Source organism: Bacteroides sp. AF25-5LB (assembly GCF_003602965.1).
Lineage (GTDB): Bacteria > Bacteroidota > Bacteroidia > Bacteroidales > Bacteroidaceae > Bacteroides > Bacteroides uniformis.
The window spans coordinates 31,269-44,705 of the sequence record NZ_QTMC01000008.1 but is presented as its reverse complement, the minus strand read 5'-3'; the positions used below and the strand labels follow the sequence as shown (position 1 = coordinate 44,705).

General features: G+C 48.7%; 9 protein-coding genes. 7 read left to right on the top strand and 2 right to left on the bottom strand.

Annotated elements, in window-relative coordinates; genetic code table 11:
• Positions 1–103: 103 nt before the first annotated feature.
• The 7 genes from DWY57_RS10615 (at position 104) to DWY57_RS10585 (ending at position 8,399) form a co-directional block, all read left to right on the top strand.
• Positions 104–616, top strand: a complete 513-nt coding sequence (locus tag DWY57_RS10615; RefSeq protein ID WP_016272036.1) for a CvpA family protein — start codon at positions 104–106, stop codon at positions 614–616.
• Between the two features lie 48 nt (positions 617–664).
• Complete coding sequence (gene sufB / locus DWY57_RS10610) at positions 665–2,119, top strand: Fe-S cluster assembly protein SufB (protein WP_119961723.1); 1,455 nt, start codon at positions 665–667, stop codon at positions 2,117–2,119.
• A 41-nt stretch (positions 2,120–2,160) separates the two neighbouring features.
• Positions 2,161–2,916 carry a Fe-S cluster assembly ATPase SufC gene (gene sufC / locus DWY57_RS10605; protein WP_117588596.1) on the top strand — a complete coding sequence of 252 codons (756 nt, stop codon included), beginning with the start codon at positions 2,161–2,163 and terminating at the stop codon, positions 2,914–2,916.
• A 17-nt stretch (positions 2,917–2,933) separates the two neighbouring features.
• A complete protein-coding gene (gene sufD, locus DWY57_RS10600) occupies positions 2,934–4,277 on the top strand; it encodes a Fe-S cluster assembly protein SufD (protein WP_119961722.1) in 1,344 nt (447 codons plus the stop codon).
• Between the two features lie 22 nt (positions 4,278–4,299).
• On the top strand, positions 4,300–5,565 hold the full coding sequence (locus tag DWY57_RS10595) for a cysteine desulfurase (protein ID WP_165853598.1): 1,266 nt from the start codon (positions 4,300–4,302) through the stop codon (positions 5,563–5,565).
• 71 nt (positions 5,566–5,636) lie between these two features.
• Positions 5,637–5,957: a heavy metal-binding domain-containing protein gene (locus DWY57_RS10590; RefSeq protein WP_117599782.1), complete on the top strand. Its 321-nt coding sequence runs from the start codon at positions 5,637–5,639 to the stop codon at positions 5,955–5,957.
• A gap of 237 nt (positions 5,958–6,194) precedes the next feature.
• On the top strand, positions 6,195–8,399 hold the full coding sequence (locus DWY57_RS10585) for a sodium-translocating pyrophosphatase (RefSeq protein ID WP_117599781.1): 2,205 nt from the start codon (positions 6,195–6,197) through the stop codon (positions 8,397–8,399).
• Here DWY57_RS10585 and DWY57_RS10580 read toward each other — a convergent pair.
• Entirely contained in the window at positions 8,396–9,997 is a 1,602-nt protein-coding gene (locus DWY57_RS10580) for a SusD/RagB family nutrient-binding outer membrane lipoprotein (RefSeq protein WP_119961721.1), read from the bottom strand. The genes DWY57_RS10585 and DWY57_RS10580 overlap by 4 nt on opposite strands.
• 12 nt (positions 9,998–10,009) lie before the next feature.
• A complete protein-coding gene (locus tag DWY57_RS10575) occupies positions 10,010–13,357 on the bottom strand; it encodes a SusC/RagA family TonB-linked outer membrane protein (protein WP_119961720.1) in 3,348 nt (1,115 codons plus the stop codon).
• Between the last annotated feature and the right edge of the window lie 80 nt (positions 13,358–13,437).

Sequence of the window (13,437 nt, the reverse complement as noted above, 5' to 3'; positions counted from 1 at the left end):
TGGCTGCGCGTAAAGAAAATGCCGCAGGGCAATTGGCACATTTTGCATATCAGCCATTTGCTCATTAGCATATTGGCACATTACCACATTATCACATTAATCTATGGCAATTATAGATATCATCATATTGGTAGCTTTTGGCTTGGGCGCAATCATTGGCTTCATGAAAGGTTTTGTGAAGCAATTGGCCTCTCTGCTGGGGCTGATTGTCGGTCTGCTGGCAGCAAAGGCTTTGTATGCCTCGTTGGCAGCGAAGCTGTGCCCCACATTGACAGACTCTATGACAGTGGCGCAAGTACTGGCATTTGTCCTCATCTGGCTGGCTGTTCCCTTGCTCTTCTCCCTGGTGGCTTCTCTGCTGACCCGGGCAATGGAGGCCGTCTCGCTGGGCTGGCTCAATCATTGGTTGGGAGCCGGTCTGGGGGCTTTGAAGTACCTCCTGTTGACGAGCCTGCTGATTGGTGTCATCGAATTTATAGACGGAGACAATACGCTGATTGGCAAAACAAAAAAGAAAGAATCAGTGTTATATTATCCTATGGAAGAGTTTGCCGGGATATTCTTTCCCGCGGCAAAGGCGGTTACGGAGCAGATTGTAAACGGAGACTTTGACTGATACCGTGAGCCGTGATTTTGTAATTCATAATTTGTAATTATAGAAGTGATGCAACAAGAAGAACCCAATAAATATGTAAAGGAACTCACTCAGGAAAAGTATAAGTATGGTTTCACGACCGACGTGCATACGGACATCATTGAGCGTGGGCTGAATGAAGATGTTGTGCGGCTTATCTCTGAGAAGAAGGGAGAACCGGAATGGTTGCTGGAGTTCCGCCTGAAGGCATATCGCCACTGGCTGACGTTGGAGATGCCTACATGGGCACATCTCCGCATTCCCGAAATAGATTATCAGGCCATATCCTACTATGCTGACCCTACGAAGAAGAAGGAGGGCCCGAAGAGCATGGATGAGGTGGACCCTGAGTTGATAAAGACTTTCAATAAACTGGGCATTCCGCTGGAAGAGCAGATGGCATTGAGCGGTATGGCTGTGGATGCCGTTATGGACTCGGTGTCTGTAAAGACTACCTTCAAGGAGACGCTGATGGAGAAAGGAATCATCTTCTGCTCATTCAGTGAGGCTGTACGCGAGCATCCCGATTTAGTACAGAAATATCTCGGTTCGGTGGTGCCTTATCGCGACAACTTCTTTGCGGCACTGAACTCGGCGGTGTTCTCCGACGGCTCTTTTGTCTATATCCCGAAGGGGGTACGTTGTCCGATGGAGTTGTCCACCTATTTCCGCATCAATGCCCGCAATACGGGGCAGTTCGAAAGAACCTTGATTGTGGCGGATGATGATTCGTACGTTTCCTATCTGGAAGGGTGTACGGCTCCGATGCGTGACGAGAACCAGTTGCACGCGGCCATTGTGGAAATTGTGGTGCACGACCGTGCAGAAGTGAAATACAGCACCGTGCAGAACTGGTATCCCGGTGATGCCGAGGGCCGGGGTGGTGTCTATAACTTTGTGACGAAGCGTGGCCATTGTAAAGGGGTGGACAGTAAACTGTCTTGGACACAAGTGGAAACAGGCTCAGCCATTACCTGGAAGTATCCGTCTTGCATCCTTTCCGGCGACAATTCGACAGCGGAGTTCTATAGTGTGGCAGTAACCAATAGCCATCAGCAGGCAGACACGGGAACAAAGATGATTCATCTGGGCAAGAATACCCGTAGCACTATTGTGAGCAAAGGTATCTCTGCCGGTAAGAGTGAGAACTCTTACCGTGGTCTGGTACGCGTGGCACAGAAAGCGGATAATGCCCGTAATTACAGCCAGTGCGACTCCTTGCTGCTTGGCGACAAATGCGGTGCGCACACTTTCCCTTACATGGACATCCGAAACGAAACGGCCATCGTGGAGCATGAAGCCACCACCAGTAAGATTAGTGAGGACCAGATATTCTACTGCAACCAACGCGGTATCTCTACGGAAGATGCCGTGGGGCTGATTGTGAATGGTTATGCCAAGGAAGTGCTGAACAAGTTGCCGATGGAGTTTGCCGTAGAAGCGCAGAAATTGCTTGCCATTTCGCTGGAAGGAAGCGTGGGGTGATTAAATTGTAAATTGTAAATAGTCAAATAGTAAATATAAAGATGTTAGAGATAAAAGACCTACATGCCAGCATCAATGGCAAAGAAATATTGAAAGGCATCAACTTGACCATACGTGATGGAGAAGTACATGCACTGATGGGACAGAACGGTGCCGGTAAAAGTACGTTGAGTAATGTGTTGGTAGGCCATCCGGCTTACGAAGTGACACGCGGCTCCATCACCTTTAATGGCAAGGACTTGCTTGCCATGAGCCCTGAAGACCGTGCGCATGAAGGAATTTTCCTTTCTTTCCAGACTCCGGTAGAGATTCCGGGTGTTTCGATGGTAAACTTCATGCGTGCTGCCGTGAATGAGCAACGCAAGTACCGCCATCTGCCTGCTTTGTCGGCCAGCGAGTTCCTGAAGCTGATGCGCGAGAAACGTGCCATTGTGGAACTGGACAATAAGCTTGCTAACCGTAGCGTGAACGAAGGTTTCAGTGGCGGTGAAAAGAAGCGCAACGAGATATTCCAGATGGCTATGCTGGAACCGACTTTCGCCATTCTGGACGAAACGGACTCCGGTCTGGATGTAGATGCCCTGCGCATTGTGGCCGATGGTTTCAATAAACTCAAGACAGCGGAAACCAGTGCTATGGTCATTACCCACTACCAGCGCTTGTTGGACTATATCAAACCCGATACGGTACATGTATTGCTGGGCGGACGTATCGTAAAGACCGGTGGACCGGAATTGGCGAAGGAGATTGAGACACGTGGCTTCGATTGGATAAAGAAAGAAGCAAGTGAATTATAAACTCATAATCTGAAAACATGAGTGTAGAGCAACAATATATAGACCTTTTCTCCCAAACGGAGGCGATGATATGCCGGCATAGTGCCGAGGTGCTGAATGCGCCGCGTGCAGCTGCTTTTGCCGACTTTGAGCGCTTGGGCTTTCCTACCCGTAAGGAGGAGAAATATAAATATACGGATATCAGTAAGTTCTTTGAGCCGGATTATGGCTTGAACTTGAACCGGTTGGAAATCCCGGTGAATCCTTATGAAGTGTTCAAGTGCGATGTTCCCAATATGAGCACTGCTCTTTATTTTGTGGTGAACGATGCTTTCTATGGCAGAGCTTTGCCCAAATCCCATCTGCCTGAGGGGGTTATCTTCGGTAGCCTGAAGGAAGTGGCCGAACAGAATCCTGAATTGGTGAGGAAATACTACGGTAAGCTGGCTGATACGGCAGAGGATGGTGTGACGGCGTTCAACACTGCTTTTGTACAAGACGGCGTTCTGTTTTATGTTCCTAAGAATGTGGTGGTAGAGAAACCTATTCAGTTGGTGAATATCCTGCGTGGTGACGTCAATTTTATGATAAATCGTCGTGTGCTGGTTATCCTGGAGGAGGGGGCGCAAGCCCGCTTGCTAGTATGTGACCATGCAATGGACAGTGTGAACTTCCTGGCAACGCAGGTAATAGAAATTTTTGCCGGTGAAAATGCTGTTTTCGATTTTTATGAACTGGAGGAGACCCACACCAGTACGGTGCGTATCAGCAATATGTATGTAAGGCAGGAAGCCAATAGCAATGTACTGCTGAATGGTATGACCCTGCACAACGGAACTACGCGGAATACAACCCGTGTGACGCTCGCCGGTGAACATGCGGAACTGAATCTGTGCGGTATGGCCATTGCAGACAAGAACCAACATGTGGACAATCATACGACTATCGACCATGCTGTGCCCAACTGTACCAGCAATGAGCTTTATAAGTATGTCCTTGACGAGCAGGCTGTAGGTGCCTTTGCCGGTCTTGTTTTAGTGCGCCCTGACGCACAGCACACCAGTTCGCAACAGACCAACCGCAATCTTTGTGCTACCCGCGATGCGCATATGTACACCCAACCTCAGCTGGAGATTTATGCAGATGACGTGAAGTGCAGTCATGGTGCTACGGTGGGGCAGCTCGATGAAAGCGCTCTCTTCTATATGCGGCAGCGTGGTATCCCGGTGCGTGAGGCGCGCCTGCTGCTGATGTTCGCTTTTGTCAACGAAGTCATCGACACCGTCCGTTTGGATGCTTTGAAGGACCGTCTGCATCTGCTGGTAGAGAAGCGTTTCCGGGGAGAACTGAACAAATGCCAGGGATGTGCCATCTGCAAGTGATAGCTTATAATTTCGATTCATTATGAACAACGATATAAATAAGAGTAGTATCTTGGCTCCCCTCCCTACGGGGGAGGGGCTGGGGGAGAGGCTTCGAGCTGATTTCCCCATCCTTTCCCGTGAGGTATATGGCAAGCCGTTGGTCTATCTGGACAACGGCGCGACTACGCAGAAACCCCGCCAGGTAGTAGATGCCATTACGGACGAATACTATTCGGTGAATGCCAATGTGCATCGCGGGGTGCACTTCCTTTCGCAGCAGGCTACAGAGCTGCACGAGGCCTCGCGTGAGACGGTGCGACGTTTCATCAATGCCCGTAGTACGAATGAGATTGTCTTTACCCGTGGTACGACGGAGAGTATCAACCTGCTTGTCTCCAGCTTTGGTGAGGAATTTATGCAGGAGGGGGATGAGGTGATTCTTTCTGTGATGGAGCACCATAGTAACATTGTTCCCTGGCAGCTGCTTGCCGCCAAGCGTGGAATAGCCATCAAAGTGATTCCGATGAATGACAAGGGCGAACTCTTATTGGACGAATATAGGCAGTTGTTCTCCGAACGTACCAGGATTGTCAGTGTGGCACATGTTTCCAATGTGCTGGGCACGGTCAATCCCGTCAAGGAGATGATTGCTTTTGCCCATGAGCAGGGTGTTCCGGTGCTTGTGGACGGTGCCCAGTCCATTCCCCACATGCCGGTGGATGTGCAGGACTTGGATGCCGACTTCTTCGTTTTCTCCGCTCACAAGGTGTATGGTCCTACGGGAGTAGGGGTGCTTTATGGTAAAGAGGAGTGGCTGGATAGGATACCTCCCTATCAGGGTGGTGGAGAGATGATTCAGCATGTCTCTTTTGAAAAGACTACCTTCAATGAATTGCCGTTCAAGTTTGAAGCCGGTACGCCGGATTATATCGGTACTACCGGACTTGCCAAAGCTTTGGACTATGTTTCGCTGGTTGGGATGGACAAGATTGCCGCCTATGAACACGAATTGACCCAGTATGCCATGCAACGGCTGGAAGAGATTCCCGGTATGCGTATCTTCGGCGAGGCAGAAGACAAGGGTAGTGTCATATCGTTTCTGGTAGGTGATATCCATCATTTTGATATGGGTACATTGCTCGACCGTCTTGGCATTGCCGTACGCACGGGACATCATTGTGCCCAACCATTGATGCAGCGTCTTGGTATCGAAGGAACGGTGCGTGCATCTTTCGGACTTTACAATACCCGGGAGGAGATAGATGCGCTGGTGGCAGGTATAGTTCGTGTCAGCCGGATGTTCTGACCCAAGCAAAGCTTTGCAACCTTTCTTCCATTCCTTGCGTCTAATATATCAACAACTAAAAAAAATGAATTATGTTAGTAACAACAACCCCGACTATTGAGGGTGGACGTATCACCCGCTATTATGGCATCGTTTCCGGTGAGACGATTATCGGTGCCAATGTATTCCGCGATTTTTTTGCCAGCATCCGTGACGTGGTAGGTGGGAGAAGCGGCTCTTATGAAGAAGTGCTACGCGAAGCTAAGGAGACAGCTTTGCGTGAGATGCAGGAAAATGCCCGTGCTATGGGTGCCAATGCCGTGATTGGTGTAGATCTGGATTATGAAACGGTAGGAGGTAGTGGCAGCATGCTGATGGTTACAGCCTGCGGTACGGCTGTAACGGTGGAATAATAAAATACATCATCTATTTTAATCGAACAGATGATGTATTTGACCTGAACAGATGATGTGTTTCCCAAGAATGAACGATACATTTTAGGGGGATACATCATCTATTTTTTTATAGATAGAGGTCTTTATTATTTATAGAAATGGAACTAGTGCATAAAAGAGCCTAATTGTTTGCATATTTCGCTTCAAATCAATAATTTTAGGCTTTCGTTCAACCTTTTAATATGAATAAATGCTATGGACCAAATCCTATTTTGGCTGGTTCCAGCCGCTTCCGTTCTGGCACTTTACTTTGCCTGGTATTTCCATTGTCAGATGATGAAAGAAAGTGAGGGTACCCCTCAGATGATTAAGATTGCCGCTGCTGTGCGCAAAGGTGCTATGTCTTACCTCCGCCAACAATACAAGATTGTGGGCTGGGTATTTCTGGGGCTGGTTATCCTTTTCTCCATTATGGCATACGGTTTCGGAGTGCAGAACTCCTGGGTACCGGTTGCTTTCCTTACCGGAGGATTCTTTTCCGGACTTTCCGGTTTTCTGGGTATGAAGACGGCCACCTACGCATCGGCTCGCACTGCCAATGCGGCACGCACATCGCTGAATGCCGGACTACGCGTGGCTTTCCGTAGCGGTGCGGTGATGGGACTGGTAGTGGTTGGCCTTGGCTTGCTTGATATATCTTTCTGGTATCTGTTGCTGAATGCTGTAATTCCGGAAGATGTAATGACTCCCACCCATAAACTCTGCATCATTACCACTACCATGCTGACTTTCGGCATGGGCGCTTCCACGCAGGCATTGTTTGCACGCGTAGGTGGCGGTATCTATACAAAAGCTGCCGATGTAGGTGCCGACCTTGTGGGAAAGGTGGAAGCCGGTATCCCCGAAGACGACCCGCGTAATCCTGCCACGATTGCGGATAATGTAGGCGACAATGTAGGCGACGTGGCAGGTATGGGGGCTGATTTGTACGAAAGTTATTGCGGTTCTATCCTTGCTACGGCTGCCCTCGGTGCTGCGGCTTTTATCCACTCGGGTGATACGCTGATGCAGTTCAAGGCCGTAATCGCTCCGATGCTGATTGCAGCCGTCGGAATATTGCTTTCCATTATTGGCATCTTCTCCGTGCGTACCAAAGAGAATGCGAAGATGAAGGACTTGCTGAACTCACTGGCTTTCGGTACTAATCTCAGCTCTATTCTGATAGTCATTGCCACTTTCTTTATCTTGTGGTTGCTGAAACTGGACAATTGGCTGTGGATTTCCTGCTCCGTGATAGTAGGTTTGATAGTAGGCATTATTATTGGGCGTTCTACGGAATACTATACTTCCCAATCCTACCGTCCTACCCAAAAGCTGAGTGAAAGCGGAAAGACTGGTCCGGCAACAGTTATAATTTCCGGTATAGGCTTGGGAATGCTATCTACGGCTATTCCGGTGATTGCCGTGGTGATGGGTATTATTGCTTCTTATCTCTTTGCTTCGGGCTTCGACTTCTCTAATGTGGGTCTGGGGCTCTATGGTATTGGCATTGCTGCGGTAGGTATGCTTTCTACATTGGGCATCACGCTTGCTACAGATGCTTACGGACCGATAGCCGACAACGCGGGTGGCAATGCGGAAATGTCCGGTCTGGGTGAGGAGGTGCGCAAGCGTACCGATGCGCTCGACTCTTTGGGTAATACTACAGCTGCTACGGGCAAAGGCTTTGCCATCGGTTCCGCCGCTTTGACGGGATTGGCTTTGCTGGCCTCTTATGTCGAGGAAATCCGTATTGGGCTGACCCGCCTCGGGGCTACCGAATTGTCGCTTCCTCATGGCGATGCCGTGGCTCTTCAAGATGCCACTTTCTTCGACTTTATGCATCACTATGATGTGACGTTGATGAATCCAAAAGTTCTTTCCGGTATGTTCCTGGGTTCGATGATGGCATTTCTTTTCTGTGGATTGACGATGAATGCGGTAGGTCGTGCGGCGGCCCATATGGTAGACGAAGTGCGCCGCCAGTTTCGCGAAATCAAGGGAATCCTTACGGGAGAGACGGAGCCTGATTATGAGCGTTGTGTGGCAATCTCGACGAAAGGGGCGCAACGCGAGATGGTGGTTCCGTCACTGATAGCTATCATTACTCCGATTGCGACGGGACTTATTTTCGGTGTTCCCGGTGTGCTCGGCCTGCTGATTGGCGGATTGAGTAGCGGTTTCGTGCTTGCTATCTTCATGGCAAATGCCGGTGGTGCATGGGATAATGCCAAAAAATATGTGGAAGAAGGCAACTTTGGCGGCAAAGGCAGTGAAGTCCACAAAGCTACAGTCGTGGGTGACACCGTAGGAGACCCGTTCAAGGACACATCCGGTCCGAGTTTGAATATCCTGATCAAGCTGATGAGCATGGTAGCCATTGTGATGGCAGGGCTTACGGTTGCGTGGAGTCTGTTCTAAAAAGAGTTTTTCCCCGTATCCCACCAAAGGCGGGTGGCGCCATTGTCTGCGCCACCCAGTTTTTCCGTGAGGGTGGCGTATTGTGCCGGGTCGGCAGTGGCGGCGTCCGTCGAGAACGGAAGGCGGCGGATCATGATATCCGTATCAATCACTTTTCCGGTGTTGCTTTGGACCTTGAAAAGTTTTGGGTATCCGGTACGGCGTTGCTCGGCCCATGCCTCATAACTTTCGGGCCAGCATGCCAGCCACTTCTGGGTAATAATCTTTTCGAGTTTTGTCTCTATGTCTGCATCTTCTTCCCATTTTGGGGAGATGGTAATCAAGGCTTTCATGTCCTTGCCCACCTTGCCGCCTGAGACTACATCTTTATAATCGGCAGGGGTTTTATTGCTTTCCAGATATTCGGAGGCACCGGCACAGTCCCATTGTGTAAATGAAGTACTTACACCGTATTCATAGCATGTGCGGGGATTTTCTTTGGTATAGCCGCGGAGGGCTGCTTCGGCCCTGAGTAGCCAGACTTCTGCCGCACTCATCAATACGGCTCCGGTCTTTTCGCCGATGGTGCTTGTGCTGAGGGAAGAGCAGGAACTGTAAATGTTGGCGTCACCGTCTTTCATGGGTAAGCCGATGGGAATGCCTAACAATTGCTCTCTACAACCTTCGAGCAGGGCGGTGTTATACCATTTCTTGCCACGCGGGTCCTCATAACCGTTGACAATGGATTCCATCGAGGCATTCATGTAGACTTCACCCCAACCGGCAACGGCACACAAAGGATTGATATAGTTCTTGCCCATTACAGCGATGGTTTCCCTTGCACCTTCCAGTACACCTTGATTGTCATTCAGTGCTTTGGTTGCTTGGTCTTTGGCAAGAGTTGCATCCACATTGGAGATGCGCATGGCAAGGCGCAAACGCAGTGAGTTGGCAAACTTCAACCAGTCCTTCAAGGTCTTGCCGTTGGTCAGCATATCATACTCTTTGAATTTGTTGTTGTCACCTCCTTCGTCCAGGTATTCCCTTATCAATTGCTGCCCTTCGTCCAGGTCTGCAAAGAAACGTGTATAGGCTTCCTGCAGTCCGTAAACCCGGGGTACCTCACCCAATTGGTGGTAGACCAGCGGACCATATGTATCGGCAATGCGGTGCATCAGTTCTACTTTCAAGATTTCAGTAATGCCGAGATAGCCTTTCAGGTTGTCATTGCCATAAAAGTTCTTTTCTGCCTTCTGCACTTCCGTGTAGACATATCCGTAAGTATATTGCCATGCAGCATTGGTCCAGCCGGAGTTCAGGTTGTAGCAGGCGTTGGATTTCATGAATTTAGGAATAGGGTCCATGAAGTAGCCGGAGAACATGTCGTGGTTTAGGGATTGTGTCATCTGCCATACCCAGTTCAAGCCTACAGAACCTATATTGAAGTAGATACCCGACTGTATGGGTTCGAATGGAGCAGTCAAGTTCTGGAAGTCTATTTCCTTTTTGTCATCCGAGAAACCTCCTTTGATTTCGTTGTCATTCTCAAAACCACCGGTACAAGCTGTAAGCAGCAGCATGCTATGGCAGAAAAGGAATATGATGCACTTGTTTTTCATAAGGTATTCATTTTAAAAGGTAAATCTTAGGTTAAAGCCGATATTCCGGGTAGTAGGCATGCCAAACACGTCTACTCCTTGATTGTTGTTGCCTACGGACATCACTGCATCGGGGTCGAACGGTGCTTCCTTCTTGAAAAAGCACAAGTTGCGCGCTGCCAATGATACGTCGATTCCCTTTATGAATCTGCTATTTTCCAGTATCGTTTTCGGGAAAGAATAGCTCAGTGATACTTCACGGAGTCTGATGCAGGTTGCGTCGTACATATAATATTCGGAGATGGCATTTCTGCCGCCTACTGCACTGTAGAATGCTCTCGGGTCGTTGAACTTCTGTCCTTGGTATTCTACATATCCCCGGGTTCGGGCCTCTTCGGTGACTTTGGTCACGCCGTTGGCATCCAGTTCGGACTGTGTCAGTGACATGACTTCGCCGCCGAAGCGGAAATCTATCAGGAAATAGAGCTCCAGGTCTTTGTAGGTAAGTGTATTGCTCCATCCCATCGTGAAGTCAGGATTGGCATTCCCAAGCAAATCCTTGTTTCCGGTATTTCCCAAAGGCCTTTTGCTGGTTTCATCAACCATGATGCTGCCATCCTCATTACGGCGGAAAGCATTTCCATAAATATCCCCCAGGCTACCTCCTTCTTTGACGCGCATCTGATAGCCAGCATTGAAACCTTCTTCGTAGTAGGAAAATTCCGGATAGTCAGGATGCAGGGTCACTACTTTGTTTTTGTTGGCGGACATGTTGATGAGACTCTTCCACGAAAAGTTTCTGTATAGTAGCGGAGTGGCGTCTACCGTCAGCTCAAAGCCTTGGTTGCGTATTTTTCCGGCATTGACATACCGGTATTTGTAGGTGGAGCCCGTGGGGTTGTCCATTCTCAATAACTGATTCTTGGTATTGGTCTGATACCAAGTGAAGTCCATCCCGAATCGGTGGTGGAAGAAACGCCATTCTGTACCGAATTCGATGGAGCTGCTGATTTCCGGTTTTAGGTCACCACGCTGTTCTACGGTATTTACATTGATACTGCCGCCTACCATGATGATGTCTACCGGATTGGTGATTCCTATCGGAAGGTCATTACCGACTTCCGCCCACGAAGCGCGCACTTTGGCAAAACTTATCCATTGGGGTAGGGAGCAGGCTTTGTTAAGAATCCAGGTAGCCCCTATGGAGGGATAGAAGAATCCGGTATTCTTGCTGTCCGTGTAGGCCAGTGTGGATGACCAGTCGTTACGTGCGGTAATGTCCAGGTATAGTAATCCTTTCCAGCCCCACTGCATGGTGGCAAATACTGATTGGAGCGTGCGTTTGCTGTCGATGCTCTGGTTTACGGCTGCTTTGGAGTCCATCACTACATTGGGGACGGTAAATACATTCGGTTTGTAGAGGGAAGCAAGCCTTGAGTCTATTGTCAGGGAGTTGACTTTACTCATGTTGATGCTGGCACCCAGTGCCGTGTTGAGGGAGAAGTCATCAAATTCCTTGTTGAACAAGGCCATTACGTCACCGTAGACTTGGATTTCTTGGCTGTCCGACCAGATGTAACGTCCGTTTTCCTTGTCCTCGTATTTGCCGGCGATGTTGGGAGCTGTAGTGGCATACATCTTATTGTCGAATTTATCACTGATATAATCCACATTACCCCGTGCCTGCAGGCTGAAATAATCCGTAATGTGCAGATTGGCGCTGGCCGATGCGATAGCGCGATATCGCTTGTTGCTACTGAGCACGCGTTTTTTCAACCAGTAGGGATTCTGTCCCCATTCACTGACGGTACCATCTCCATTCTTTTCAATCCAGTTTTGTGTCATCATATTGCGGTCGGCATTCCACGTTTCAAAGTTTTCTCTGTAAGTGCTCATATCTACGCCACGTGGGAAACTGTACAAGCTGACCAGCGGATTCAGATAATAGCCGCCGGTAGCAGGGGAGTTCTTGACGGTTTGGGTTATTAGTGTTGCAATGCCGTCCAGTTTCAGCTTGTTGTTGAAGAGGCTGGCCGTTTCGTGTAGGTTTAGGTTATTCTTCTGTAGCTTGTTGTTGTCCACAATTCCTTTAGCCGTGGTGTTAGCGTATGAGAAATAAGTTTGTACTTTTTCATTTCCGGTAGTGATGGCCAGCGAATTGAAAGTCGTGATGCCATTGCTGAAGAACTCGCCTATGTTGTCATAGTCGGTTACATTGCTTTTTGTACCCCAGCTTGCCGTACCGCCATCTTCGTTGCGACCGTATGTATTTTGGAATTCGGGGGTACTGATGGCGTGACTCACGGTCAGGTTGGAGGAGAATGTAACGCGCTGCAGTCCGGCTTTTCCCTTTTTAGTGGTGATCAGAATGACACCATTAGCTGCCTGCGAGCCATAAAGTGCGGCGGCAGAAGAACCTTTCAGGATGTTTATGCTTTCTATATCGTCCGGATTCAGGTTGGAAATCCCATCACCGGCATCACGGTTCAATCCATCGTTGTTACCGCCGATTACGGTGGAGGTGGATTCTGTTGAGCTGTTCAGCATAGGAACACCGTCAATTACGTACAAGGGCTGGTTGTTGCCGCTGGCAAATGCAGAGCGTGCACCGCGGATGGCGACTTTGGCAGAACCTCCTAAATTGGCGGTTTTGTTGATTTGTACTCCGGCCGTCTTTCCTGCCAGTGTATTAATCATGTTCGGTTCTTTGGCACGGGTCAGCTCACTGCTGCTTATCTGTTGGGTAGAATAGGTCAATGAGGACATTTTCTTCTGGATACCCATGGCGGTTACCACTACCTGCTCCAGGGTGAGGTTCTTTTCTTCCATCCGGATGTGGAGATTGTTTCTACCGTTCAGGGCAATGGTTTGCGGTTCATAACTGATGTAGGATACGACAATAGTGGCATAAGGAGGGATATTCATGCTAAATTCTCCTTCGGTATTGGTGATAACACCATTGGCGGTCCCTTTTTCAAGAATGTTGGCACCGATAATCGGTTCACCTCTGGAGTCCGTCACCTTTCCTCTTACAGTAGCCATTTCCTGCAGAGTGTCTGTCTTATCCTCAGCACTCCTGCTGTTTTTGGTTAAAACGATGTTTTTGCCTTCCATCACATACTTGATGTCTGTCCCTTTGAACATTTGGTCAAGTACTTCGGAAACAGTTTGGTTACTTGCATGGATGTCGACGGTACGGTGTACATCGACGTTCTGTTTGTTATATACAAATAAGTATTCTGTTTGCGACTCAATTTGCTCGAGAACTTGCCCTACCCTCAGCCGGGCATTTTGAATGCTGACCCTGGCATTCTGAGAGTAGCAGTTCCCGTTGTATACCTGAAATATAACAAGCAGGAGAAGGAATAATGTGATTTTCATAGGTTTGCAATAATTGCTTAAAATCTAATTTTTTTAGATAAAAAAGCCTCATCAACAAAATTTTTCTCATATCTTTGTCA

What these genes read in the sequence shown, in the direction of transcription:
- sufC (WP_117588596.1), top strand. Translation starts at nt 2,161, where the DNA reads ATGTTAGAGATAAAAGACCTACATGCCAGCATCAATGGCAAAGAAATA.
- DWY57_RS10615 (WP_016272036.1), top strand. Translation starts at nt 104, where the DNA reads ATGGCAATTATAGATATCATCATATTGGTAGCTTTTGGCTTGGGCGCA.
- DWY57_RS10585 (WP_117599781.1), top strand. Translation starts at nt 6,195, where the DNA reads ATGGACCAAATCCTATTTTGGCTGGTTCCAGCCGCTTCCGTTCTGGCA.
- DWY57_RS10595 (WP_165853598.1), top strand. Translation starts at nt 4,300, where the DNA reads ATGAACAACGATATAAATAAGAGTAGTATCTTGGCTCCCCTCCCTACG.
- sufB (WP_119961723.1), top strand. Translation starts at nt 665, where the DNA reads ATGCAACAAGAAGAACCCAATAAATATGTAAAGGAACTCACTCAGGAA.
- sufD (WP_119961722.1), top strand. Translation starts at nt 2,934, where the DNA reads ATGAGTGTAGAGCAACAATATATAGACCTTTTCTCCCAAACGGAGGCG.
- DWY57_RS10590 (WP_117599782.1), top strand. Translation starts at nt 5,637, where the DNA reads ATGTTAGTAACAACAACCCCGACTATTGAGGGTGGACGTATCACCCGC.
- DWY57_RS10575 (WP_119961720.1), bottom strand. Translation starts at nt 13,357, where the DNA reads ATGAAAATCACATTATTCCTTCTCCTGCTTGTTATATTTCAGGTATAC.
- DWY57_RS10580 (WP_119961721.1), bottom strand. Translation starts at nt 9,997, where the DNA reads ATGAAAAACAAGTGCATCATATTCCTTTTCTGCCATAGCATGCTGCTG.